Origin of the sequence: Streptomyces sp. NPDC004629 (genome assembly GCF_042873595.1) — a bacterium.
Taxonomy (GTDB): Bacteria; Actinomycetota; Actinomycetes; order Streptomycetales; family Streptomycetaceae; genus Streptomyces.
Genome location: NZ_JBIALO010000003.1, coordinates 291,267 through 314,215 on the forward strand (window position 1 = coordinate 291,267; position 22,949 = coordinate 314,215).

Here is a 22,949-nt window from a genome sequence, read left to right on the forward strand (position 1 = left end):
GCTCGGCGTGCGCGAGCACGGCCCGTGGCGGTGAGCACGGCGGGCGGCTCGTGCGTACGTATCCCAGAGCACGTGATCCCGAACACGGAGCGGTGACGTGGGCGAGCAGCGCGGTGACGACCGGTCGGAGAACCGGCGACTGCACAGACTGATGGTGCTGGGCGCCGTGCTGGGCCTGCTGCTGCTCGGCGGGGCGGCCCCCGCCTCGGCGCACGCCGCCCTGCGCGGCACCGACCCGGACGACGGCGGCGTCGTCGCGTCCGCCCCCCGGCACATCACCCTGACCTTCACCGAGTCCGTCGGCCTGCTCGACGACTCCCTGCGCGTGTACGACCCGGCCAACCGGCGGGTCGCCACCGGCGAGGCCCGGCACGCGCCCGGCCGCTCCGACACGGCCCGGGTGAGCCTGCCGGACGGGCTCGGCACCGGCACCTTCACCGTGGCCTGGCGGGTCGTCTCGGCCGACAGCCACCCGATCGCCGGCGCCTTCACCTTCTCCGTCGGCAAACCCTCCCCGACCACGGTGTCCGTGCCCGAAGGACCCGACGGGGACCCCGTCACCGGCGGCCTCCACGGCACCGCCCGCTACGCCGCCTACCTCGGCTTCGCCCTGCTCGTCGGCGCCCTGACGTTCCTCGCCTGCTGCCGGCCGCCGCACCCCGGACGGCTGCGGCGCGTGGTCGCGGCGGGCTGGTGGACCCTGGTCGCCGCCACCGCGGTCCTGCTCGTGCTGCGCGGCCCGTACGAGGCGGGCACCGGCCCGGCCGCCGCCCTCGACCCCTCGGAGCTGACCCGTACCGCCACGAGCCGTCCGGGGCTCGCCCTGCTGGCCCGGCTCGCGCTGCTGCTCGTCGCCGGAGCGCTGCTCACGCGGCTGCGGCGGCGTTCACGTGCGGTGCTCGCGGCGGGCACCGTGCTCGCCGTCGCGCTGGCACTGACCTGGGCGGCGGCCGAGCACGCCTCCGCCGGCATCCAGGTGCCCCTGGCGATGGCCTCGTCCGTGCTGCACCTGCTGGCCACGGGGGTCTGGCTGGGCGGCCTTGCGGCCCTGCTGACCACGCTGTACCGGGTCCCGGACGATGTACCGGCGGCCGTGGTCGTCCGGTTCTCGCGGCTGGCCTTCGCCGCCGTGGCCGTCCTGGTCGGCACCGGCGTCTACCAGTCCTGGCGCGGCCTCGGCTCCTGGGAGGCGCTCAGCGGCACGTCGTACGGCCGGATCCTGGTCGCCAAGCTGGCGGCGGTGGCGCTGCTGCTGGCCGTGGCCGGCCGGTCCCGGCGGTGGACCGCGCGGCTGGTGCCGGCGGGGGCCGAGGCCCGGCAGGAGCGGGTGCCCGAGCCGGTGCCCGAGCGAGTCGGTGGTCCGCCGTCCCGTCCGCGGGCGGAGCGGGCGGACGGTCCGACCCGCCCGCCCGCCGGGGACGGGCCGGCCGCCCCGGAGCCGGACCGCCGTGCGCTGCGCCGGTCCGTGCTCGCCGAAGCGGCCGTCGGAGTCGTGGTGCTGGGGCTCACCACCGTGCTGACCGGCACCCTGCCGGGCCGTGCGGCGGCCGAGGCCGCGGCGGCGGCACCGGCGACCGACATACCGGCCGCGTCCGTCACGACGGTGCCCTTCACCATCGGCGGCGCGCGCGGCAAGGTGCAGGTCACGCTGGACCCCGGCCGGGTGGGCCGAACCTCCGTGCAGGCCGTCGTGTTCGGACCCGACGGGGGGCTGTCCACCGTCCCCGAACTGCGGCTCTCCTTCACCCTGCCCGCCCAGCGGATCGGCCCGATCGACGCCAAGGTCTCCGACCTGGGCGGCTATTGGGGCACCGGCTCCCTCAACCTGCCCATCCCCGGCACCTGGACGATGAAGGTGACGGTCCGGGCGTCGGATCTGGACCAGGTGACGGTGACGCACCCCATCCGGGTCACTCCGTGACGGCTTGACCGACCGGGCGGGCGGGGTGGGGGCGTGGTGTCATTGGATGCCTCCCCTCTTGGCTTTGCCTGTTCTTTACAACCCGGGGTTGAGGTGTGTCGTCTCTTCGCTTGATTTGACCGCCCGTCGACCACCGGGCGAAGAGACGAAAGAGAGCGATCCGATGCGCCGAACTGTCCTGAGTGTCATGGCCCTCGCGTGCACCGCCGTGCTGGCGGGCACCGCACCCGCGTTCGCCGACGGGACGGCACCCTCCCCGGTCCCGACCAGGGCCGCCACCACCGCCCCCACCGACCAGCCGTCCGAGCCGAGCCCGGTGCCCTCCCGCGTGTCGAGCGCCGAACCGACCCGGGCGCCGGACCGCGGGCAGGTCTCCGTGGTGCCCGAGGGCGCGCCCGACACCGGGGTGACGGCGCCGTCCGCCGGGTCCGGCTCCCAGGCCGGGCTGGTCGGCGGGGGCGCCGCCGCGGCCCTCGTCGCGGCCGGCGGGGCGGTCTTCGTCGTACGTCGTCGGCGGGCGGCCGGGACCACCGGGGCATGACCCCGCCCTCCCGGCGTGCGTTCGCCGCCGCGGCGCTGGCGACGCTGCTCGCCGGCTGCGGCGGCCGGACGGAGCGGCCGGCCGCGCCCGCGGCCCGGGGGAGCGAGCGGGGCGGGGCACCGGCCTCGACGGGTACGGGAGCCGCGCCGCGCCCGCTCGCCCGTTCGGTCCCGGTCCGGCTGCTGATCCCGGCCATCGACGTGGACACCCCGCTCCTGCACCTGGGGCTGGCGGCGGACCGCAGCGTGCAGGTGCCGCCGGTCAGCGCGCACGACCGCGCGGGCTGGTACCGGCACTCGCCGACACCGGGCCAGGTCGGGCCGTCGGTCATTCTCGGCCATGTCACGGTCGGCGCCTACGGCGACGGAGTCTTCCGGCACCTGGGACGGCTGCGGCCCGGCGAGACGATCACGGCACGCCTGGAGAACGGCACCCGGGCGGAGTTCGCCGTCACCCGGGTGCGGACCGTCGCCAAGGCGGACTTCCCGGCCGACGAGGTCTACGGAGACGTGAACCGGCCCGAGATGCGCCTCATCACCTGCGGCGGCCCGCACACCGGCGACGGCTACCAGGACAACGTGATCGTCTTCGCCGCGCTGAGCGGCACCGGTTCCTGACCCGGCGGGATGCGGGCCGGGTCCGCGGAACGCGCACCGCGGGCCCGGCATCCTTCCCCACGGGTGCCGCCGTGCCCGGCCCCCGCATGCCCCCCACCTGCGCCCCCGAGGCATGACGAACCTGGAGAGCGTTGAAACGGTCCCGCGACAAGGCAGCGTCCGAACTGTTCGCCGCCCTGTACCCGCGTCTCGCCGGCTGGTGCCGCCGTCTCGTCGACGACGACGAGACGGCCCACGAGATCGCCTCCGAGGCGTTCACCCGGCTCTGGGCCCGCTGGACGTCCGTGGACGAGCCCCGCGGCTTCCTCTACGTCACCGCGGCCAACATCGTCCGCGACCACTGGCGCCGGCTGGAACGCGAGCGCAGGGCCGTGCGCCGGGTGACCACGGAGGCCGCCGTCCGCCCGCACGCCGAGGCCCCGGACCCGTCGGTACGCCTCCTGGTGCAGTCCCTGCCGGAACGGCTGCGCGTCCCGATCCTCCTCCACTACTACGCTGACATGCCGATCCGGGAGGTGTCCGTGCTGACCGGGCGCAAGGAAGGAACCGTCAAGGCCGACCTGCACGCGGCCCGGGAACTGCTCCGCGTCCATCTGAGGAGAAGCCTTGACCACACGCTTTGACGGAGACCCGGAGTTCGCGCCCGACGACCCCCTCCTGGTGGTCCTGCGTCCCCCGGCCGAGCATCTCGGCCCGCCCCCCGGCCGCTACGAGGCGATCCGCCGGGCCGCGGCCCGCCGCAAGCTGCTGCGCGCCGCGGCCGGCGCCGCCCTGACCTGTGCGGTGGCCGCCCTCGTCGCGCTGCCCCTGCACCTGTCGGCACCGGCCGCCCCCGCCCCCGCCCGCCCGACGGTGCCGCTCGCGCCGCCGCCCCCGACCGCGCCGCCGACGTCCCCGCCCGTGTCCCCGAGGCCGATGCCGTCGGCGGTCCGGGAGTCCCCGACTCCGGGCCCCGGCCGCCTGTCCCGGGGTGCCGACGGCGCGCCGAGCAGCGTGCCGACCACCACCGCCGCCCCTTCGTCGTCGCAGACGGACGTCGCGCCCACCGCACCCTCGTCGCGCGCGAGCCGAGGCGTCCCCACCCCGACGGACGCCACCCGGTCCGCCCCGCGCCGCAACTTTGGCTGATCTGCGTCGTTGGACCGGCGCCGGGAAAGCGGAGCCGGTTCTCTTATCAGCCAGCCCCGCCGTGACCGATTGTCGTCGGGCAACGCCTCCTGCCCGCCAGGCAATTGCCTGGTGGGCAGGCCTGTGTCCAGATCAGGTAACCCCTGTTCACGCTCGGTTGGTATCTCTCCGTAGTGTGTGGGGTCGGGAGCAGGTGGTCTCCCGTATCGCACCCATGAGACGGAGCGCAAGATGCCGTATTTCGGTCAACATCACTGGTTGATCTTGGCTGAGATGGATCGATAAGTAGACAATTCTTTGGGCGGTCAGCCTGGGGCGAGGAACCACTGCCTACGAACGACCTTCGGATCCAGCCGGACACGGAGGCAGCGTGTTGGAGGGGTTGTGGAACGCTATTTCACCAGCGGATGGCATGAGGATCTACGGCATCGCGTACGGGAGTTCGCCGAGCGGGAGGTACGCCCGCGGATTCCTGAGATGGAGGCTTCCAGGACGGTCTCGCACGAGCTGTCCAAGCTCATAGCCCGGCAGGGCTGGATCGGCGTGACCATCGGCAGGGAGTACGGCGGGATGGGGGCCGGGCACCTGGCCAAGACCATCATCATCGAGGAACTCGCCCGTGTCTGCGGGGCCATGGGAGCCATGGCGCAAGCCTCCCAGCTCGGCGTCGCCAAAATCATCCACTTCGGCAACGCGCTGCAACGGCGGACCTGGCTGCCGCGCATCGCGGCCGGCGACTGCCTGCCGACGATCGCGGTCACCGAACCGGAATCGGGCGGCCATGTCCTCGGCATGGGCAGCACCGCCGTCCGCGACGGCGACGACTACATCCTCAACGGCCGCAAGGTCTTCGTCGGCAACAGCCACGTCGGCGATGTGCACGGAGTGGTCGTCCGCACCGGTGAGGGCTCGAAGGGGCTGTCCGCCTTCCTCGTCGAGTCCGACCGCCCGGGCTTCTCGCTCGCCCCGCTCCGGCCCGCCATGGGCCTGCACGGATTCAGCTTCGGTGAACTCGTCTTCGACAACTGCCGGGTGCCGGCGGCCAATCTGCTCGGCGGAGAGGGCCAGGGCCTGGCCGTCGCCTACTCGTCGAGCGTGCTGTACGGGCGGCCCAACCTCACCGCGGTCTCGCTCGGCATCCACCAGGCGGCCTTCGAGGAGACCACAGCGCTGTGCATCAAGCGCGAGCGGTACGGCGCACCGCTCGCCAAACTGAACAGCATCAAACTCAGGCTGGGCAGGATGAAGTCACGGCTGATGACGGCGAGGCTGGCCGCCTACCACGCCGTGCACCTGCTCGACCAGGGGCTGCCGTGCGACTCCGAGCTGATGAACGCCAAGTTCCTCAATCATGAGTCGGCCGTCGAATCGGCCCGCGACGCCATGGAGATCCACGCGGCGAGCGGCCTGTTCACCGACCGCCCGGTCGAGCGCTATCTGCGGGACGCGCACCACATCTACGCCCCCGCGGGCACCTCGGACATCCAGTTGCTGCGGCTCGGCGAGGTCGCCCTGGGCACGGCCAAGGGCCAGTGGTCCGAGCGGCTGTCCGGTCTCGTCCGCACCGTCGAGCCGCGCCGCCGGCTGGGACAGCTGGAGACGGCGGGCCTGAGCTGAACGACCGGGAGCCACGGACACAGCGTCGTGCCCGCGGCTCCCGCGCATCGGCCCAGGGCCCCACCGCATGCGGGGCGCCCGCCCCGCGGCGGCTCAGATCCCGCCCCGGCTCTCCAACTCGTGGATCCGGTCGACCAGTTGCTGGGCCATCGACTTGATGGTGGTCAGGCCGTCCCGCCCCCACGGGTGGGTGTCCGTGTCCACGACGCAGATCGTGCCCAGGGCCATCCCGGTCTTCCAGTCGATGAGCGGCGCGCCCATGTACGAGCGGATGCCGATCTCGTCCACGACGCGGTTCCCGGCGAACCGCGGATAGTCGCAGACGTCCTCCAGCACGAGCGCCTTCTTGCGCACGACGACATGCGGGCAGTAGCCCTGGTCGCGCGTCATCGTCCGGCCGACCTGGGGCTGCTGCTGCGGCGCCGCCTCCAGCTGCACGCCCGGCCGGCCGGCGGCGTACAGACCGGCGAAGTACTGCCGGTTCTCGTCGATGAAGTTGACCATCGAGAACGGCGCGCCGGTGACATGCGCCAGATTGCGCGCGAACTCGTCGAACTCCGGCACGGGGGTCTCCCCGATGCCGAGTTCGCGCAGCCGGGCCACCCGGGCGGGCGCGTCCCGGTCCTCCGGGGTCAGCAGCAGATGGCCGGTCGGGTCGAACGGGGTGTTGTAGGGAACCGGGGCTGACATGCAGGCTCCATTCGGTCGCGGTGAGCTGGCCTCAGCGCGACGGGTTAAGGTCCGCGGGCGAGATGCCGGGAGTCGAGGCGAGCAGGTGCTGGACGAGGGCGATCAACACGCGGGTTCCGGAGTTGCACTGCCGTGCGTCGCACGTCACGACGGGGACGTCGGGCTTGAGGTCGAGGGCCGCGCGCACCTCTTCGGCGTCGTAGCGGTAGGCGCCGTCGAACTCGTTGACGGCCACGATGAACCCGATGCCGCGCCGCTCGAAGAAGTCGACGGCGGCGAAACAGTGGTCGAGTCGCCGGGTGTCCGCGAGCACGACCGCGCCCAGCGCCCCGTTGGACAGCTCGTCCCACATGAACCAGAAGCGTTCCTGCCCGGGCGTGCCGAACAGATACAGAACGTTGTCCGGATTCAGCGTGATGCGGCCGAAGTCCATCGCCACGGTCGTGGTCGACTTGTCCTCGATGCCCACCAGGCTGTCCGTGCGGGCGCTGACACTCGTCAGCAACTCCTCGGTGCTCAGCGGCTCGATCTCGCTGACCGCTCCGACGAGGGTGGTCTTGCCGACCCCGAAGCCCCCGGCGATGAGGATCTTCAGGGCGGTCGGAAAGGGGTCAGAGCCGCTTGCGAAGGCCATGCAGCACCGCCTCCAGGAGGTTTCGATCGGTCGGGGAGGCCGCCTCTACGACGCGGGGCGCCCGCGTGGTGAGCGCCCTGTGCGTCACGAGGTCGGAGAGCAGAACTTTGGTGATGACGGCCGGCAGCCGCAGATGGGCGGCCACCTCGGCCACCGACATGGGTGCGTCGCACAGCGCGAGGACCTGGTCGTAGTCCGGGCCGAGATACGACTGCGGCCGGGTGCCGGTGGCCATCACCATGGTCAGCAGGTCGAAGTGGGCCGAGGGCCGGGTGCGCCCGTTGCTGACGGTGTACGGCCGTACTAACCGCCCGGCCTCGTCATCGAGCCACGACCCGTCCTCCGCGTCCGTCATGCTCAGCGCCCCGGATCCATCGACGCGCCCGCCGCCTGCTGGCGGGCGGGCGTGGACAGGTACGGGCGGACGCTCTTGACCAGCATGGCCATCTCGTAGCCGAGCACCGCCGCGTCGGCCTCCCGGTCGGCGAGGACGGCCAGGCAGGCGCCGGAGCCCGCCGCGCACACGAACAGCAGCACGGTGTCCAGCTCCACCACCACCTGCCGTACGTCGGCCCCCTGCGCGAACTGCATGCCCGCGCTGCGGGCCAGCGAGTGGAGGCCGGACGCCAGGGCGGCCAGGTGTTCTGCTTCGGCAACTGTGTCGAGCCCGTCGTAGGCCTTCGCCAGCCCGTCGGAAGACAGCAAAAGGGCACTGCGGGTGTAGGGGACCCGCTGGACGAGGCCGGCCAGGAGCCAGTCCAGATTCTTCGACTGGCCGGCATGCATGTCGCTCACGGTGACGTTCTTCTCCTCGTTACAAGTACGGAGCCTGCGGTCAGCGAGGGCTGTCGGTGGGAGGCTCGTCGGGTTCATGATCAGCGAGGCTGACTCCGCGCTGGAAGCTGGCCATCAGTCCAGGATCGTGCTCCACCTCCCGCTCGTCGTCCCGGCGGGGGGCGGGACCGTTGCGCAGTTCCGGTACCAGGTGCTCCTGTGCGCGGCGCTGCGGCAGCCGCGGCCGGTCGTTCTGGGTGTTCCCACCGTGCGGGGAACCATGGTCGTGGGGTGCCGCCGGGGCACCCGCGCCCCGCGAGTACGGCTGTGCGGGCGCGGGCGCGGCGGTCCGGGCCTGCGGCAGCGGCTGCCGCAGGGCGGGCTGCTGGGCGGGTGCCGCCTGCACGGCCTGGTACTGGGCGGGCGGCACCTGGGCCGGGTGCCCCTGGGGCGCGGCCCTGTGCGTGGGGGGCATCTGCGCCCCGGGGACCCGGGCCTGCGGCAGCTGGGCCTGCGGGACCTGGGCTTGCGGGACCTGGGCCTGCGGCAGTTGGGCCTGCGGGACCTGGGCCTGCGGCATCTGGGCCGGCGGGACATGCGTCTGCGCGGGCACCTCGGCGACGGCCTGGGCGGGGGCCTCGACCTCCTCGTCGCCGATCAGCCCGCGCGGGATCACCAGGATGGCCTGGACCCCGCCGTAGATGTTGCTCTGCAGCCGGACCGCGATGCCGTGCCGGCGGGCCAGCGCGGACACCACGTACAGGCCGATACGGCCGTCGGCGAGCAGCTTGCTGAGGTCGATGCGGTCCGGCTCGGCGAGCAGCGTGTTGATCCGCGTCTGCTCCTGCAGGGGCATGCCCAGACCGCGGTCCTCGACCTCGACGGCCAGCCCGGCGGTCACCCGCTGGGCGCGCAGCAGGACTTGGGCGTGCGGCTCGGAGAACATCGTGGCGTTCTCGACGAGTTCGGCCAGCAGGTGGATGACGTCGGCGACGGCGTGGCCGCGCAGCGTGCCCTCGATCGGCGGCACCAGCTTGACCCGCGAGTAGTGCTCGACCTCCGCGATGGACGACCGCAGCACCTCGGTCAGGGTCACCGGGCGGGTCCACTGCCGGCGGGAGACCGAGCCGCCGAGCACGGCGACGTTCTCCGCGTGCCGGCGGATGCGGGTGGCCAGGTGGTCGACGTGGAAGAGGCCCTTGAGCAGCTCCGGGTCCTCGACCTCGTTCTCCAACTGGTCGAGCATGTTGATCGCGCGGTGCACGAGCGACTGAAGGCGCCGGGCGAGGTTGACGAAGACCTCGACCTTCTCCTCGCTGTCCGGCGAGGAGCCGCGGGTGAACTGCGCCGTGCGTGCGACCGCCGTCCTGGCCTGCCACATGCTGACGTTGATCTCGTACGCGAGCCGGCCGAGCGCGTCGCTGCGCGGCGGGGCCTGGTGGGTGAACGGCTGCTGCTCCACCTGCTCGCCCTGCTCCAGCCGGCGCAGCACGTCCTGCAGGTCGGCCTGGCCCGCGGCGACGGTACGGCGCAGCGACTCGTACTGCCGCGACACCGAACGGCTCTCGGCGCGGCCGGCGTACCCGGCTCCGGCCAGCACGCCGCAGCCGAGAACGGCGGCGGCGGTGAGCACGCCCCAGGTGGCCGCGTCGGCGGTACCCTCCTGGCTGCGCAGCACGAAGAGCACGACGACGGCGGCCAGCAGCGCCATCAGCGCCGCCGGCACCACCGCGAGCCGGACCATGGGCGAGCGGTGGGAACGAATGGCCGAATCTGTCGGCGCGTCCTGTGTCGGCGGCCGGGCATGTCTGTTCCGCGCCGAGGGCGGCGCCGTCACCCGGCCGGGCTCCGAACTCACTGCATAGGGCGGGGTTTCGGGCATCGGAGTCCTCTCGGTCATGCAGTTGGGGACACGCGGCGCACAGCGCGGACCAACTGTCAACTCCGGTATGGAATCAGACAGTTAATAGGACAGCTACCCTACGCCAATCTCGTTCTTGTGACGTAATCCCCGCATCACGGATAGGGCACCGTGACCGGCCAAAACAAGGCACGGATACTCCCTAGCACAGCGGAGACGCGCGTCCGTGAAAGGTTCGTGAATCTCCGCTTCCGGGACCGCATTCAGGACCGTCCGCAACTCCCCGCGGCCGACGCGCTGTTGCCCCCGGAGCACGACGGAGGCTCCGGCCTGTTTCGGCCGGAGCCTCCGCTTCCCTTCTCGCTGCTGTGTCGGTGCCTGTGGCTTCCTCGCCGTCAGCGGGTCACCGTACGACGATCACCACGGGAGAGTTGCCGTAGCCGTAGCCGTATCCGTACGGGCTGAAGCCGTAGCCGCCGAACCCGTAGCCGCCGTACCCGCCGTACCCGCAGAATGGGCTGAAGCCGCGGTTGAAGCCACCGAAGCCGCATCCGCCGCCGGTCACCAGGCTGGTGTGCGACAGCGACGCGACGCCGTGCGTAGGGACCGCTGCCGAGGCCGGACTGGCGGCCACTCCCGTTCCGACGATCGCACCGCCTGCGAGGAGAGCGGCGGCCAAGGTTCGCATGACCGGTTTCCTGCGCATATTTCGGCCTCCTTTGCCCCGGTGAGTCCTCACTCATACCGGTGTATCCCCTCGCTCCAGGTAACACCGGATCGGCTGAACGGACCACCCGAGCACCCCGCACCCCGGAAAACCCGGGCCTGGGTCCAGGCCGCTCCCAAGTGGCCGTTCACCGCCCGGAAAGCGGCGATCAGCGGGGTTCCGGGCGGGAAGGGCGGCCCCGCGCCCCCTTCGCCCGTTGAGGTGAAGTCCGATGCGGAGGGTGACGGTCCGGAGCGGGGAGTTCCCGCGGACGAGGGCGGCCGGGCGCCGGCTGCGGACGCGCCGCCTGCCCTGCCCTGCGGGCAGATGCCGCAGGGCGATGCGCCTGGGGCGTCCGCTCCGGACGAGGCCGGGCAGGGCGCGGCGGCGTGCCGCTGCTCGACTGCCCGCGAAGGCGGAGGCGGAGTCGCAGCTCAGGTCGGTGCCCTCGCCCCGCATGCGGGTGCGCCCCGGCGCCGCGGCACAGGGCCCCGGACGCGAACCCGCACGCGCCCACGGCCGGCGCCCGGCGCCGTGCCCCCGGCATCCTGAGGGGCCTCACGGCGGGCCGCACGACCGGGCTGGCCGCAAGGACCGTCAGCTGCCGGTCGACGCCTCGGAAGGCGTGCTGGAGCGCTCGATCAGACCGTGGATCGCCTGATCGCCGTGCGCGTCCATGGGGGTGGAGTAGTCACCGACGGCCCAGACGTCACCGGTGCCGTCGGCCGGTGCCAGGTCGTAGAAGGTGTAGGAGGGCCACCTGGTGTCGCCGTCGGGCGCGAGCGCTCCGGCCTCCTTCGTCCACGTGGTGCCGTCGAAGTGCCAGAAGACCGGCTCCGCACGCGTCGGCTCGGTCTGGTCGTTGCCGGTGACCCACAGCCCGCCGCGGCCGTCGGGAGCGATCGCGTGCAGGTAGAGATCGGCGAGTGCTCCCGTGATGTCCTTCCACGCGGTGCCGTCCCAGTGGGCGACGCTCGGCACGGGCGGCCCGGCATCGGATCCGTCGGCCCACCCGGCGACGTAGACGCTGTCCGGTGCCACGGCGGCGATCTTGGCGGTGTCCGTGCCGGTGCGCACGGGGGGCTCCTCCATCAGCGTCCAGGTGGTGCCGTCCCAGTGGTACGTCACCGGGTGGCCCCCGTCCACCGGGTACTGCATGCCGGTGGCGTAGGCGTCGTTCGCCGAGAGGGCGTCGATGTCCCGGATGTCGACCAGGTCCGGCAGCGCGAAGGTCTGCCACGTGCCGTCGGAGTAGGTGTAGAGCGCGTCGCCGCCCTTGAAGAGGCGTCCGGGTACGGCCTCGATCGGCACCTCCGGCCAGGAGTCGTCGGCGGGCCCGGCCGTGGGCACGCTGGTCCAGCGCTGCCCGTCGTAGTGCACGAGCGCCTGGTCCCGCTCCACCGTGCCGTAGGCCCAGACGTCGTCCGCGGACACGGCGCTGACCGACGACCACTGCCAGACCTCGGGGAGCCCCGGAGCGGTGTCCTTGCTCCACTTCGCGCCGTCCCAGCGCATGATGACGCCCTGGCCGCCCGTCCTGCCGACCGCCCAGGCGAGATCGTCGCCGACGGAGGAGACGGACATCAGGGACTCGGCGGGGCCGGGGCCGGAGAGGGAGACCTCCCAGCGGGGCTCCGTCGCCGCGCCGGCTCCGCCGGCCGTGAGCAGGACGGAGGCGAGAGCCAAGGAGGCGACCGCGGTGCGCGTGAGGTGCCGTGTGAGCATCGGTGAGCGTTCCTTTGCGGTGGAGAGAAGGCTTGCCGTCAGCCGAGTGCGGCGTGTGACCGGTCGGCTACGGGGCCAGACCACCCGTGCCCCCGGATGGTTGTAGCCCCCGGCCAACCGGAAGCCCCCCACGCACGCCGAGCGCGACCGCCACCAGAGGAACGCAGAGGAGCCGAGTCGCCATCGCGGCTCGGCTTCTCATTCTCGTGAGGCACCGGAGACGGCCCTGGGCCGGCTGCCGAAGCCACCGCGCTCGGGGGACCTAGGCCGCCCTGGGTCGCGCGGCACGCATGCCCGGGGCGGGCTCCTGTACATCCTGGAGCAGGAAGGTCTCGTCTTCCCCGAAGTCCGGGGCCTGGAAGGGGTTGGTCGCCGGGGGCGGCGATGCTGGAGCGGCACGGCGGGGTTGCCCTTCCAGGGCGGAGAACAGCGACGTCAGATCGATGGGAGGTCTCGCTTTCGTTGCAGGTCCCCGAAGGGGCCTGGCGTGCCGTGACCGGGCACAGCGGTCCTACAGCTTGGTCATCTTGGTGTACGGGCTCAAGATCCGCATCTGCGCCGAGCCGAAATCCACGAGCGCCGCGATTCCGTCCTCGATGCCGATGACCCGGCCGAGGCCGTACATGTCGTGGGTGACCTGGTCACCCACGGCGAAGTGCTTGGGAGCCGGTGTGACCGGGGGTTTGAAGGGGCTGGTGGGCAAATGACGCTTCGGTGCAGCAGGCTTTGTCATTGCCCCCAGTATGCGCCTACGAACTGCGCCGGTGGCTGACTCTTTGGGGTTGCGCCAGCTGATCGTAGGACTTCGCTCCGGCACGAGCTGAGCCGGCAGAGGGGCGGGGTCGGGCGGTTCGGCCGCAGAGGAGGCCGAACCGCCCGTACCCTTCCTGGTATCTACGGCGTCACATAGCGGGCGCCGAACACTGGAGGCAATACCTAGTGCTGATCGCTCAGCGTCCCTCACTGACCGAAGAGGTCGTCGACGAGTTCCGTTCCCGGTTCGTGATCGAACCGCTGGAGCCGGGCTTCGGCTACACCCTCGGCAACTCTCTCCGTCGCACCCTCCTGTCGTCGATCCCCGGTGCCGCTGTCACCAGCATCCGCATCGACGGTGTCCTGCACGAGTTCACCACCGTGCCGGGCCTCAAGGAGGATGTCACCGACCTGATCCTCAACATCAAGCAGCTGGTCGTCTCCTCGGAGCACGACGAGCCGGTCGTGATGTACCTGCGCAAGCAGGGCCCGGATCTGGTCACCGCCGCCGACATCGCGCCCCCGGCCGGGGTCGAGGTGCACAACCCCGATCTGGTCCTCGCCACGCTCAACGGCAAGGGCAAGCTGGAGATGGAGCTGACCGTCGAGCGCGGTCGCGGCTATGTCTCCGCCGTGCAGAACAAGCAGGTGGGCCAGGAGATCGGCCGTGTCCCGGTCGACTCGATCTACTCGCCGGTGCTCAAGGTCACGTACAAGGTCGAGGCCACGCGTGTCGAGCAGCGCACCGACTTCGACAAGCTGATCGTCGACGTCGAGACCAAGCAGGCCATGCGTCCGCGTGACGCCATGGCGTCGGCCGGCAAGACGCTGGTCGAGCTGTTCGGTCTGGCCCGTGAGCTGAACATCGACGCCGAGGGCATCGACATGGGTCCGTCCCCGACGGACGCCGCGCTGGCCGCGGACCTTGCGCTGCCGATCGAGGAGCTGGAACTCACCGTCCGCTCCTACAACTGCCTCAAGCGTGAGGGCGTCCACTCGGTGGGCGAACTCCTGGCGCGTTCCGAGGCCGACCTGCTGGACATCCGCAACTTCGGTGCGAAGTCCATCGACGAGGTCAAGGCGAAGCTGGCCGGCCTGGGCCTGGCCCTGAAGGACAGCCCGCCCGGATTCGACCCGACCGCCGCCGCCTTCGACGCGGACGACAACGCGAGCACGGGTTTCGTGGAGACCGAACAGTACTGAACGCGGCGCCGGGCCCTTCGCCGACACAAAGCCCCCTCGGGAGATCACCCCGAGGGGGCTGCTCGACAACAGCCATCCGCCCCGACGGCCTCCCGATGGTGAGCCAAGGTCATCGCCCGGATGGTGGACGGCGCGCTGCGATCAGTCAGGCAGGGGGCCAGAGGTGGGGGCATTCCATTGAGGTCCGGCGCCGACCGCCGGCACGGCCAAGCTGCCGGCGGTGACGGCCCTCGGGGACCGGCTGCCCGACCTGGCAGGGGCCTCATGTCACCCGGAAGGACGGCTCCGCCCCGCCGGAGCCCGGCCGGCGGGGCGGAGCGGCCGGATGGTCAGCAGCGCTTCGATGTGACCGCCTGGCCCGCCACCGGGTCGCCGGGGGCGCGAAGGCTGCCGATGGCCGCGGTGCACTCGTTCACCGTGTCCGCCGGCAGCGACCAGAACTCCTGGGCGTTGGTGGCCTTCCACGAGGCCTGGCCCACGACCTGGTCGCGCGCGTAGCTGTAGACGCCGGTGCTCACGTCGTAGTCCTTGATCTTGTCGCGGAAGCTCTGCCACACCCACAGATAGCCGTAGTTGCGGTTGCAGTTCGGTGAGTAGAACTGCTTCACGGAGGCGACGTGCGCGCCCCCTCGGTCGATGTAGGCGGTGGTGCCGATCTGGTAGGCGTCCGCGCAGACGCCGGCGGCCTGAGCCTTGACGCTCATCGGGTTGCCGGCCTCGGACGGGACGGCCGAACGGGCGGTCATGTGCTGCTTGTTCGGTGACGGAGCGGGTCCGGTGCCGGCCACGGCGGAGGTCGCCGGAAGGAGGGCACAGGCGGACACCGCCGCCACGACCAGGATTCTGCGAGCACGCATGAGGAAGCTCCCCCTAGCTCTGGATGACTGACTCGACGGGTGCCGTTCACGGTCGCCGGACAGCGGGCAGGACACGGCATATCCCTGTGAATCACCACAAACCCCTGCGAAGATCACTGTCCGCGCGTTTCGGTCATCAGGTCAGACAGGCGGACCCACCGGATGGTTGTGGCCCAGAGCACATTTATTTCCACCCCTTCGGGGGCCCTGGGGGCATCTACGGTGAGCCGCTGCGGGGATCAGCGGTCCCTTCAGGAACGGTCCTGTACGTCGGTGAATGCAACAAGAACTGCAACCAGAACCGGCAACTGGTCGGCTCCCCGATGGCTCCTGAGTCGGGTGCCCCCTGCTTCAGCCCGGAGACGGAGTGAAGTAGGTGGCGTCCTTCGGTACTCCAGTGTGTTCGGTCCGATCGTCATCGAGGTAGCGCCACTCGAAGGGCAGGCCACGTGCGACCTCGGAGTCGGGACCGTTCATGAGCTGGAAATGCAGGTGCGGTTCGGAGGAGTTGCCGGAATTGCCGCACTCGGCGAGTTCCTGCCCCTTGCTGACTCGGTCACCCACGGCCACCCGGAGGGAGCCCCGCCGGAGATGAGCGAACCCCGCGTACACACCCTGGTCCAGTTCGAGGATGACGTAGTTGCCCCAAAGGTGGCGGCGCCAGCCCAGACTGCGGATGAAGCCCTCAAGGTAGAGGTATGCGTATCCGGGCAGCGACGTGCGCGAGAGGTGGTCACGCTGGCGATCGGCCGTTGCTACGACCACTCCGTCACCGGGGGCCAGAATTGAGCGGCCGAAGGCGGGGTAGTGGCGCGGGCGCCGGCCGAGTGGCCAGAGCCGGCGAAACGCGGGTGAGACCTCTCCCGGCGGGTGGTAAGTGAGGTCGATGGCGTACGTCTGTGCGTGGCTATGGGTGTGGCTCGGGACCTTCGTACCAGGGCCGTTGAGGGCCTGCCAGCGTCCGGTGACGGGTACCTCGACCGCCACGGGCGTCTGCTGCTGTGGGGGACGTTGGCTGCGCGACAGGGTCCAACGCATCAGTTCGCCCGCCAGCAACAGGGTGACGCCTGCGTACCACAGTGGGCCCAGCCCCTGTCTGTTCACCAGGATGCAGATGATTCCGATCGTGATGAACAGGCCGTGGCGTTTCCACAGGAGCGTCAGCAAGGGGCACCTCGTTCGATGGATGCGGCGGTGGTTCGAGTGCGGTGAGCTGGAAGTCGGTTCAGGTCTGGTCGATGGGCCACCAGGTGCTGTTCGTCCATGGGGCACAGGAACTGGTGTCGGCGGTGTTCTTGCAGAGCCGTTGTCCCGCCGCGGTCACCGTTTCGAACTCGGCCGACGATTCAACGGTTCGGGGTGCCAGGGTCTCGCGCGCGGTGGCCGGCGTCACGACGGCTAACGCCATACCGGTGGCGGCGACTGTTGCGGCTGCCGAGGTGGGTGTGCGCATTGGATGAACTCCTTTTTGTTCTTGGGGGACAGGGCGGGTGACTTTCGTATGCCGTGGTGGCGCCGGAGGGCGGAGAGCGCGGCGAGGTGACCGCACATGCCGTGGACGGACGGACCTGGGGGGAGGAAGCCGAGCAGAGATACACACCTGGCAGGGGAGTGGTGTAGGGATCGCGGCGCAGTGTCGGACGTGCCAGGGTCTGGCGCAGCGACACACGTCGAAGGGCCCCACTGCAAGCAATGGGGCCCTTCGACAACGTGCCCGGTGAGGCACTGGCGGAGGATACGAGATTCGAACTCGTGAGGGGTTGCCCCCAACACGCTTTCCAAGCCTTCGTCTGGGGGTTTTGGGGCGTACGGCAACGTCCTGACCTGCGGTGCAGCTGGTTCGGGCGGGGGTTCTGAACGGTGCTGTACGAATGCAACCAGAACTGCAACCAGAACTGCAACCACGGCTTCTGCCCGTGGCTCCCGCTCAGTAGGGAACTGCCTCCTTACTCCCCGTTCTCCGACCAGACCGCAGTGAGCGCGGTGACCGGGTCACTTTCGGCTGGTGCCGCGGGCCACCATTCGCCGTCGTCGTCCTGGAGGTAGGGGTACCAGCGGGTGTCGGGGCCCAGACGCAGCTGGATGCCGTGGTCGGTGAGGGTGAGGCGGTTGCGCCAGGTTCTGAGGTGTGTGGGTGAGTCAGTCATCTCGGCGAGGGCCGCGTCCAGGGCGGTGCGGGTGGCCTTCATCACCGTCGGGTCGGGGGCGTAGGGCTGTTCGGCGACGGTGATGCCCGTGGGGCCACCGTGACGCCAGGCGCGGGTGAGGCGTGCGAAGGCAGTGGGGTTGGTGCCGGTGTTCTGGATCAGGTGGTGGAACCACTCGGGCCCGGGGTCGCTTGCGGCGATGCGCACCGCGTCCTGGTGCTGGGTCAGGTGCAGGTCTGCGGTGTCGCCCGCGAGGAGCCGGGCGGCGCGCGCGGTGGCGTCAGCCATGAGACGTTCCAGGTCCGCGGCGGCCAGGCCGGTGGCGGGTGGCGGAGCGACGGGCAGCGCCGTGGTGTGGGCGGCGGGTTCCGGGAGTTCGGGCAGTTCGGGAGCCTCTTCGGCCCAGCGGGCGTATGCGGCGGCGGCCGGGATGCCGGCCGGTGCTGGCGGGGCCGCGGTCTCCTGTGCTGCCGTACGGAGTGCGCGCAGCTGGGCGAAGACCTCCTCGCGGCCGCGGCCGCGCAGCGCGAAGAGCACGAACGGGTCGGTGTCGACGGTGGCGGCGATGGCGTAGCAGAGCGCGGCGGCGTGCTTGCAGGGGTATCCCCGGTCGGGGCAGGAGCACCCCGGATCGAGCTCGGTGGGCAGTGGGAGCAGTGGGACGCCTGCGTGCCGGGCGTCGTCGACGAGTTCGGCGGGCATCTCGTCGTCGAGAAGTGCTGCGAGATGTCCGGCGCGGGCCGCGATCGTGTCGAGCAGGGTGTCCCACTGAAGGTCGGTGAGGACGGGAAGGTGGACTGAGGAGCGGTACGGGCGCGGGCGGCTGCCCTGGACAGCGGCACTGATCTTGCCCGGAGCGACGGTGACCGGGCCGACCATGCCTTTGCGGGCGTAGGTACGTCCGCGCGAGAGCCGTCCGGCGTCCAGGGCGGAGTCCTCCAGGGCGTCCACCCATGCCTGGCCCCACCAGGTCGCGGCGAAGGCCCGCTTGCCGCGGGTGGGCGCACGACGCGGGCCGGGGACGGCGGGGCTCATGACTGCCTTCCCAGGGCGACGAGTTCGGCGAGGTCGGCGTCGGACAGTTCGGTCAGGGCTGCCTCGCCGGAGCCGACGACGGCGTTGGCGAGGGCGCGCTTGGCTTCGAGCAGCTTCGCTACCTTGTCCTCCACGGTTCCCTCCGCGAGGAGCCTGTGTACCTGGACCGGTTTGTCCTGGCCGATGCGGTAGGCGCGGTCGGTGGCCTGTTCCTCGACGGCCGGGTTCCACCAGCGGTCGTAGTGCACGACGTGCGTGGCGCGGGTGAGATTGAGTCCGGTGCCCGCCGCCTTCAACGACAGCAGGAATACCGGCACTTCACCGCGCTGGAAGCGGTCCACCATCTCCTCGCGCGGCGCGACGGGGATGGCACCGTGCAGGAATAGAGCGGGGACGCGGCGCTCGGCGAGATGCTTCTCCAGCAGAGCCGCCATCTGTTTGTACTGCGTGAAGACCAGCACGGATTCGCCTTCGGCGGTGATGGTGTCGAGAAGTTCGTCGAGCAGGTCGAGCTTGCCGGAGCGGCCCCGCAGGGGAGTGGACTGGCGCAGGTACTGGGCGGGGTGGTTGCAGATCTGCTTCAGCGCGTTGAGCAGCTTGAGTACCAGACCGCGTCGGGCGATGCCCTCCGACTCCGCGATCTTCGCCATGGTCTCGCGGACCTGTGCCTCGTACAGGCTGGCCTGCTCGGCCGTCAGCGGGACGACGCGGTCGGTCTCGGTCTTGGGCGGCAGTTCGGGCGCGATGCCCGGGTCGGACTTCTTGCGGCGCAACAGGAAGGGACGTACGAGACGGGACAGACGCTCGGCTGCCTCAGGATCCTCGCCCACCTCGATGGCGCGGGCATGCCGGTCACGGAAGGCGGCGAGTGTGCCGAGCAGCCCCGGGGTGGTCCAGTCGAGCAGTGCCCACAGCTCGGAAAGGTTGTTCTCCACGGGGGTGCCGGTGAGAGCGACGCGGGCGCGGGCGGGCAGGGCGCGCAATTCGCGGGCGGTGACGGCGTAGGGGTTCTTGACGTGCTGGGCCTCGTCGGCGGCCACCAGCGACCAGGCTGTCTCGGCGAGCACTTCGCGGTCACGGCGCAGCACCCCGTAGGTGACCAGGACGATCTCGTCGCCGGCCAGGTCCTTGAGGTGGCGGTCGCCGCCGTGGTAACGGCGTATGGGGGTGAGCGGCGCGAATCTGGCGGCCTCGCGCTGCCAGTTGCCGAGCAGGGAGGTCGGGCAGACGACAAGGGTGGGGCCCGCGGTGGTGGGGTCGCTCTGGCGGTGCAGGTGCAGAGCGAGGAAGGTTGATGGTCTTGCCCAGGCCCATGTCGTCGGCGAGACAGCCGCCGAGGCCGAGCGCGCACATCTCGGCCAGCCAGGCCAGGCCCCGCTTCTGGTATTCGCGCAACGTGGCCTTGAGTGCGGCGGGCTGGGGCACGGGCGTGCGGGACTCGGGGTCGCGGATACGAGCGACCAAGTCGCCGAGCGCACCGACCACCGCACAGGGGACCCGGTCACCGTCCCGCTCGGCCTCGCCGGTCAGCGCGGCGCTCAACGCCTCCATGAGGGTGAGCGGTTCCATCCGGCGGCGCTTGGCGCGGGCCACCAGCTTCGGGTCGGCGAGCACCCATTGGTCGCGAAGCCGGACGAGGGGACGGCGTGACTCTGCGAGGGCATCCATCTCGGCCTCGGTGAGCGGCTCGCCGCCGAGGGAGACCTGCCAGCGGAAGTCGAGGAGGGCCTCGGTGTCCAGCAGGCCGTCCGCGGTGGAACCGGGGGCGGTGCGATGCCCGATCTCCGCGGTCGCGGTGAGTGCCTTGACCAGTTCGCGCGGCCAGTGCACGTCGACACCGGCCGCGCGCAGCGCGTCCGTGGCATCCCCGAGAAGCTCGAAGGCTTCGTCGTCGGTCAACCGGAGCTGATCGGGAGCGGCATCGTTGAGCAGCCTCCGCAGCGGGGGCCAGGCGCGGGCACCGCGACGCAGGGCGAGCAGGGTCTCGGTCTCGGCGCGTGGGCCGAGCAGCCGCTCCACTTCGGTCTGCTCGCTCCACAGCCGTGCGGCCTCGATGACGAACGCCGGGTCCGCCGCGGTGTGCATTTGCAGGACGGCCCGAAACTGCCGTCGGCGTCCTTCGGGTACGTCGACGCGCAGGGAGACACTGACCTCGGCGGTGAGCGCCGCCTGGGTTTCCTCGGCCCATTCACGCAAGGTGGGCACGGCACGGGCCTCGCGCCAGGCGTACGGCAGCGCTCCCATGGCGAGCGGCGCGGCCGGGGTACGGACCAGATCATCGGCGACCGCGTCGCAGAACTGGCGTACCAGCGCAGCCGGTTCGGCGATCCTCCCCCGAGTTCTCGGCTGCGCTCGAACAGGGGGGACCCCCATCGGCGCAGGGCCTGGCTCGGGCAGGCAGTGGGCGTGTGGCGGGAAAGCGGCGGCCAGGGCGTCCAGCGTCTGGCGCTGGGCGGCGTTGCAGGGACCCACCTGCCAGGTGTCGTAACCGGCGGGGGTGATGGCCGGGTGGAGGCGGCCGTCGGCGAGCAGCCGCAGCGCGAAGCGAGTGACGGCCTGCCAGGCGGCGCCGGAGGGATGCGTCGGCTCCGCATCGGCCAGGGCGGAGACAGCGACGGCGACAGGCAGCGCGTAACCCTCGACCCTGCGCCGCCTGACCGAGCGGCCGTGCGGCAGGACCAGCTCCACCGCTTCGGTCTCAAGGCCGGTGGGCGCCACGCTGTCTCCGGCTGCTGCCCCGGTCGGCTTCCACAGCAGCAGCCGCCCAAGGCGGGCGGGCTCACCGGGCAGGAACACCGCCGCCCAGCCGGCGCCGAGCAGCTCCCTCACGAAGGCGGACGTTTTCTGCCGGGCCGGCGGCAGTGTGCTCCTCGCGCCCGTACTCGGCTCTCGTACGACGACTCGTGCCACTCTCTTCCGCCCTGTCGCTTGCCGGACCTTCCCCCGGACCGCTCACTACCGAACCTCACCAGGCAACGTCACACGCTGGCAACCACGGGCCTTGGCTTGACTGCCGGCGACGGCGCCACGACGGATACGCCGCTGCTGAACACACCGGTCCTCAGCCGTATGGTGCAGCGCTACGGTGAGGCCATGAACACGTGGGATCCAGCCGCGCTGGAGGCGTTGATCGAAGAGGCCACCGTCGACGCCTACGGCGAGGGTGAGCAGCTCACCGGCTTCTTCACGATGATCGAGGAGAGCCTTGCCGTGCCGTTCACCACGACTGTTCTCGGCGTTGAGGTGAGCGTGGTCGGTGTCGATCTGGCCGAGGACGGGCGCGTGGTCGCACGCTGCGCCCGAGGGTCGGACCGGCAGGAAATCGGAATTCTGGACCTGCCGCTGCCGGAACCCGCCCCAGAGGGCTCGCAATGGATCGAGGCATACCGCTACTGGGCCCGCTGAACTGGTGCGTCGCACAACTGCCCAGCTGAGCCCCTGCTCGAACGGGCAGCCACCCCGACTGCTGCCGGCTCGGACCGACTGCGGGGAACAGACAGCACGTAGTGCGCATACCGCAGTATGCTTGCGGCTATGGCTGACACCACACGCATCACGGTGACACTCCCCACCGAGCAGGTGGCGGAGCTGAAGAAGATCACGGACAACATCTCCGGCTACGTGGCCGAAGCGGTCGCCAGGCAGATCCGGCACCAGCTCCTGGGGGCCGACCTGCGCAGCCACACAGACGAGCACGGGGTCTTCAGTGAGGAAGAGCTGGCCGAGGCGCGGTCGCGGATCTTCGGTACGACGTCGGCCGCCGGCGGCGCGAGCGCCGCGTGAGCGGGCACATCGAGACCGTCGTCCTGGACAGCGAGGGGCTGTCGGCCTGGGTGGCGCAGGACCGGAAGGTTCTGGCGATGTTCCAGGTGTTCCACGACATGGGAGCGGACCTTGTCGTCAGCGCCAACACCATCGTGGAGGTGAGCCACGCCAGGGTGAACCTGCCCCGACTGCAATGGGCGCTCTCCCGGGTCAAGGTGGAGCCGATCACGGAGGCGGCGGCCAAGGCGGCGGCCCAACTGCTCAAGGGCGCCGGTCTGCACGGACACAAGTACGCGATCGACGCCACCGTCGCGGAAGCGGCCTTGCGTCAGCCTGGCCCGGTCGCCATCCTCACGTCGGATGTCGATGACCTGACCCGGCTGTGCGGCAGCAAGGTCCGGATGATCGGGCTATGACCGCGACATCCCGGGACCGAGGACAGATCCGCGTGGATCCGCAGAAAGCAGAGTCGCCGCGGGTCGGCCCGCGATGGGTGAATAAGGCACCGCCGGATGCGGGGGCATGACCGCGTTCGGTGTCAAAGCTCCTCAGGGTCTGCGCCGGTCGCCCTGCAGGGCGCGAGTGTGAGCCTTTCCTGCTCGATGGTATGTCCTGAATGCCGCCTGTAAATGCAACCGAAACTGCAACCAGGGCATGCCGAAGAGCTGGACCGCAATGAGCGGTCCAGCTCTTCGTTTCGCCTGTTCAGGCGGCTGCGGAGGATACGAGATTCGAACTCGTGAGGGGTTGCCCCCAACACGCTTTCCAAGCGTGCGCCCTAGGCCTCTAGGCGAATCCTCCGCCGGAAACATTACATGACCCGGAGGAGTGCTCGCGAACTCGTTCCTCCCGCTGACATCGGGTACTCTTTGCGAAGCCCCTCACGCGGCGCTATCTGACTGAACTCCCCCAGGGCCGGAAGGCAGCAAGGGTAGGTTGGCTCTGACGGGTGCGTGGGGGGCGCTTGCATGCCCG

22 protein-coding genes, 1 tRNA gene, 1 other RNA gene and 1 pseudogene are annotated in these 22,949 nt (G+C 70.9%); 11 read left to right on the forward strand and 14 right to left on the reverse strand.

Annotated features, from left to right (window positions below; genetic code table 11):
* Positions 1–151: 151 nt before the first annotated feature.
* The 6 genes from ACFYTE_RS06610 to ACFYTE_RS06635 all read left to right on the forward strand — a co-directional run bounded on the left by ACFYTE_RS06610 (position 152) and on the right by ACFYTE_RS06635 (position 5,824).
* The gene (locus tag ACFYTE_RS06610; RefSeq protein WP_388705950.1) at positions 152–1,921 is read left to right on the forward strand and encodes a copper resistance CopC/CopD family protein; all 1,770 of its coding nucleotides are present in this window, start codon (positions 152–154) and stop codon (positions 1,919–1,921) included.
* Between the two features lie 163 nt (positions 1,922–2,084).
* A complete protein-coding gene (locus tag ACFYTE_RS06615) occupies positions 2,085–2,462 on the forward strand; it encodes a sortase-dependent protein (protein WP_388705771.1) in 378 nt (125 codons plus the stop codon).
* Positions 2,459–3,079 (forward strand): class F sortase, encoded by a 621-nt coding sequence (locus ACFYTE_RS06620; RefSeq protein ID WP_388705774.1) that lies wholly within the window; start codon positions 2,459–2,461, stop codon positions 3,077–3,079. The genes ACFYTE_RS06615 and ACFYTE_RS06620 overlap by 4 nt, the downstream gene beginning before the upstream one ends.
* A gap of 131 nt (positions 3,080–3,210) precedes the next feature.
* Complete coding sequence (locus ACFYTE_RS06625; protein WP_388705775.1) at positions 3,211–3,702, forward strand: RNA polymerase sigma factor; 492 nt, start codon at positions 3,211–3,213, stop codon at positions 3,700–3,702.
* The gene (locus ACFYTE_RS06630) at positions 3,686–4,207 is read left to right on the forward strand and encodes a hypothetical protein (protein WP_388705778.1); all 522 of its coding nucleotides are present in this window, start codon (positions 3,686–3,688) and stop codon (positions 4,205–4,207) included. Before ACFYTE_RS06625 ends, ACFYTE_RS06630 begins: the two co-directional genes overlap by 17 nt.
* Before the next feature lie 384 nt (positions 4,208–4,591).
* A complete protein-coding gene (locus ACFYTE_RS06635) occupies positions 4,592–5,824 on the forward strand; it encodes an acyl-CoA dehydrogenase family protein (protein WP_388705780.1) in 1,233 nt (410 codons plus the stop codon).
* Between the two features lie 93 nt (positions 5,825–5,917).
* Here the strand turns inward: ACFYTE_RS06635 and ACFYTE_RS06640 are convergent, their stop codons facing one another.
* From ACFYTE_RS06640 to ACFYTE_RS06675, 8 genes are all read right to left on the reverse strand, one after another.
* Positions 5,918–6,514 (reverse strand): GAF domain-containing protein, encoded by a 597-nt coding sequence (locus tag ACFYTE_RS06640; protein WP_388705783.1) that lies wholly within the window; start codon positions 6,512–6,514, stop codon positions 5,918–5,920.
* Positions 6,515–6,545: 31 nt separating this feature from the next.
* Positions 6,546–7,148, reverse strand: coding sequence for an ATP/GTP-binding protein (locus tag ACFYTE_RS06645; RefSeq protein ID WP_388705784.1), 603 nt, complete (start codon positions 7,146–7,148; stop codon positions 6,546–6,548).
* The gene (locus ACFYTE_RS06650; RefSeq protein ID WP_388705787.1) at positions 7,126–7,503 is read right to left on the reverse strand and encodes a DUF742 domain-containing protein; all 378 of its coding nucleotides are present in this window, start codon (positions 7,501–7,503) and stop codon (positions 7,126–7,128) included. The genes ACFYTE_RS06645 and ACFYTE_RS06650 overlap by 23 nt, the downstream gene beginning before the upstream one ends.
* A gap of 2 nt (positions 7,504–7,505) precedes the next feature.
* Positions 7,506–7,934: a roadblock/LC7 domain-containing protein gene (locus ACFYTE_RS06655; protein WP_388705953.1), complete on the reverse strand. Its 429-nt coding sequence runs from the start codon at positions 7,932–7,934 to the stop codon at positions 7,506–7,508.
* A 49-nt stretch (positions 7,935–7,983) separates the two neighbouring features.
* Positions 7,984–9,666, reverse strand: coding sequence for an ATP-binding protein (locus tag ACFYTE_RS06660; protein WP_388705790.1), 1,683 nt, complete (start codon positions 9,664–9,666; stop codon positions 7,984–7,986).
* Positions 9,667–10,186: 520 nt separating this feature from the next.
* The gene (locus ACFYTE_RS06665; protein ID WP_388705792.1) at positions 10,187–10,471 is read right to left on the reverse strand and encodes a hypothetical protein; all 285 of its coding nucleotides are present in this window, start codon (positions 10,469–10,471) and stop codon (positions 10,187–10,189) included.
* Positions 10,472–11,086: 615 nt separating this feature from the next.
* Positions 11,087–12,214, reverse strand: coding sequence for a hypothetical protein (locus tag ACFYTE_RS06670; RefSeq protein WP_388705795.1), 1,128 nt, complete (start codon positions 12,212–12,214; stop codon positions 11,087–11,089).
* Between the two features lie 511 nt (positions 12,215–12,725).
* The gene (locus tag ACFYTE_RS06675; RefSeq protein ID WP_388705796.1) at positions 12,726–12,947 is read right to left on the reverse strand and encodes a hypothetical protein; all 222 of its coding nucleotides are present in this window, start codon (positions 12,945–12,947) and stop codon (positions 12,726–12,728) included.
* 206 nt (positions 12,948–13,153) lie between these two features.
* Between ACFYTE_RS06675 and ACFYTE_RS06680 the strand changes: the two genes are divergently transcribed.
* Positions 13,154–14,170 (forward strand): DNA-directed RNA polymerase subunit alpha, encoded by a 1,017-nt coding sequence (locus tag ACFYTE_RS06680; RefSeq protein ID WP_388705798.1) that lies wholly within the window; start codon positions 13,154–13,156, stop codon positions 14,168–14,170.
* 329 nt (positions 14,171–14,499) lie between these two features.
* On the opposite strand, the gene ACFYTE_RS06685 is transcribed toward ACFYTE_RS06680, so the two are convergent.
* The 5 genes and pseudogenes from ACFYTE_RS06685 to ACFYTE_RS06705 form a co-directional block, all read right to left on the reverse strand.
* Positions 14,500–15,027, reverse strand: coding sequence for a hypothetical protein (locus ACFYTE_RS06685; protein WP_388705800.1), 528 nt, complete (start codon positions 15,025–15,027; stop codon positions 14,500–14,502).
* A 351-nt stretch (positions 15,028–15,378) separates the two neighbouring features.
* Positions 15,379–16,194 (reverse strand): M23 family metallopeptidase, encoded by an 816-nt coding sequence (locus ACFYTE_RS06690; protein WP_388705802.1) that lies wholly within the window; start codon positions 16,192–16,194, stop codon positions 15,379–15,381.
* Positions 16,195–16,252: 58 nt separating this feature from the next.
* Entirely contained in the window at positions 16,253–16,480 is a 228-nt protein-coding gene (locus ACFYTE_RS06695) for a hypothetical protein (protein ID WP_388705804.1), read from the reverse strand.
* Positions 16,481–16,973: 493 nt separating this feature from the next.
* Entirely contained in the window at positions 16,974–18,209 is a 1,236-nt protein-coding gene (locus tag ACFYTE_RS06700; protein ID WP_388705807.1) for an SWIM zinc finger family protein, read from the reverse strand.
* Positions 18,206–21,038: pseudogene (locus ACFYTE_RS06705) on the reverse strand (SNF2-related protein). The gene ACFYTE_RS06700 and the pseudogene ACFYTE_RS06705 overlap by 4 nt, the downstream one beginning before the upstream one ends.
* A gap of 177 nt (positions 21,039–21,215) precedes the next feature.
* On the opposite strand from ACFYTE_RS06705, the gene ACFYTE_RS06710 reads away from it, so the two are divergent.
* The 3 genes from ACFYTE_RS06710 to ACFYTE_RS06720 all read left to right on the forward strand — a co-directional run bounded on the left by ACFYTE_RS06710 (position 21,216) and on the right by ACFYTE_RS06720 (position 22,390).
* Entirely contained in the window at positions 21,216–21,614 is a 399-nt protein-coding gene (locus ACFYTE_RS06710; RefSeq protein ID WP_388705808.1) for a calcium-binding protein, read from the forward strand.
* 129 nt (positions 21,615–21,743) lie between these two features.
* On the forward strand, positions 21,744–21,992 hold the full coding sequence (locus ACFYTE_RS06715) for a hypothetical protein (RefSeq protein ID WP_388705811.1): 249 nt from the start codon (positions 21,744–21,746) through the stop codon (positions 21,990–21,992).
* A complete protein-coding gene (locus ACFYTE_RS06720) occupies positions 21,989–22,390 on the forward strand; it encodes a DNA-binding protein (protein WP_388705813.1) in 402 nt (133 codons plus the stop codon). Before ACFYTE_RS06715 ends, ACFYTE_RS06720 begins: the two co-directional genes overlap by 4 nt.
* Positions 22,391–22,690: 300 nt before the next feature.
* On the opposite strand, the gene ACFYTE_RS06725 is transcribed toward ACFYTE_RS06720, so the two are convergent.
* Positions 22,691–22,775: transfer RNA gene (locus ACFYTE_RS06725), tRNA-Ser, on the reverse strand.
* A gap of 71 nt (positions 22,776–22,846) precedes the next feature.
* On the opposite strand from ACFYTE_RS06725, the gene ffs reads away from it, so the two are divergent.
* Positions 22,847–22,945: signal recognition particle sRNA small type (gene ffs, locus ACFYTE_RS06730), an RNA gene on the forward strand.
* The last annotated feature ends 4 nt before the right edge of the window (positions 22,946–22,949 follow it).

Bases quoted from the DNA above. Each gene is read 5' to 3' on its own strand.
- ACFYTE_RS06620 (WP_388705774.1), top strand. From the start codon at position 2,459: ATGACCCCGCCCTCCCGGCGTGCGTTCGCCGCCGCGGCGCTGGCGACG.
- ACFYTE_RS06610 (WP_388705950.1), top strand. From the start codon at position 152: ATGGTGCTGGGCGCCGTGCTGGGCCTGCTGCTGCTCGGCGGGGCGGCC.
- ACFYTE_RS06660 (WP_388705790.1), bottom strand. From the start codon at position 9,666: ATGGTCCGGCTCGCGGTGGTGCCGGCGGCGCTGATGGCGCTGCTGGCC.
- ACFYTE_RS06655 (WP_388705953.1), bottom strand. From the start codon at position 7,934: ATGCATGCCGGCCAGTCGAAGAATCTGGACTGGCTCCTGGCCGGCCTC.
- ACFYTE_RS06695 (WP_388705804.1), bottom strand. From the start codon at position 16,480: ATGCGCACACCCACCTCGGCAGCCGCAACAGTCGCCGCCACCGGTATG.
- ACFYTE_RS06665 (WP_388705792.1), bottom strand. From the start codon at position 10,471: ATGCGAACCTTGGCCGCCGCTCTCCTCGCAGGCGGTGCGATCGTCGGA.
- ACFYTE_RS06675 (WP_388705796.1), bottom strand. From the start codon at position 12,947: ATGACAAAGCCTGCTGCACCGAAGCGTCATTTGCCCACCAGCCCCTTC.
- ACFYTE_RS06715 (WP_388705811.1), top strand. From the start codon at position 21,744: ATGGCTGACACCACACGCATCACGGTGACACTCCCCACCGAGCAGGTG.
- ACFYTE_RS06640 (WP_388705783.1), bottom strand. From the start codon at position 6,514: ATGTCAGCCCCGGTTCCCTACAACACCCCGTTCGACCCGACCGGCCAT.
- ACFYTE_RS06650 (WP_388705787.1), bottom strand. From the start codon at position 7,503: ATGACGGACGCGGAGGACGGGTCGTGGCTCGATGACGAGGCCGGGCGG.
- ACFYTE_RS06700 (WP_388705807.1), bottom strand. From the start codon at position 18,209: ATGAGCCCCGCCGTCCCCGGCCCGCGTCGTGCGCCCACCCGCGGCAAG.
- ACFYTE_RS06615 (WP_388705771.1), top strand. From the start codon at position 2,085: ATGCGCCGAACTGTCCTGAGTGTCATGGCCCTCGCGTGCACCGCCGTG.
- ACFYTE_RS06685 (WP_388705800.1), bottom strand. From the start codon at position 15,027: ATGCGTGCTCGCAGAATCCTGGTCGTGGCGGCGGTGTCCGCCTGTGCC.
- ACFYTE_RS06645 (WP_388705784.1), bottom strand. From the start codon at position 7,148: ATGGCCTTCGCAAGCGGCTCTGACCCCTTTCCGACCGCCCTGAAGATC.
- ACFYTE_RS06670 (WP_388705795.1), bottom strand. From the start codon at position 12,214: ATGCTCACACGGCACCTCACGCGCACCGCGGTCGCCTCCTTGGCTCTC.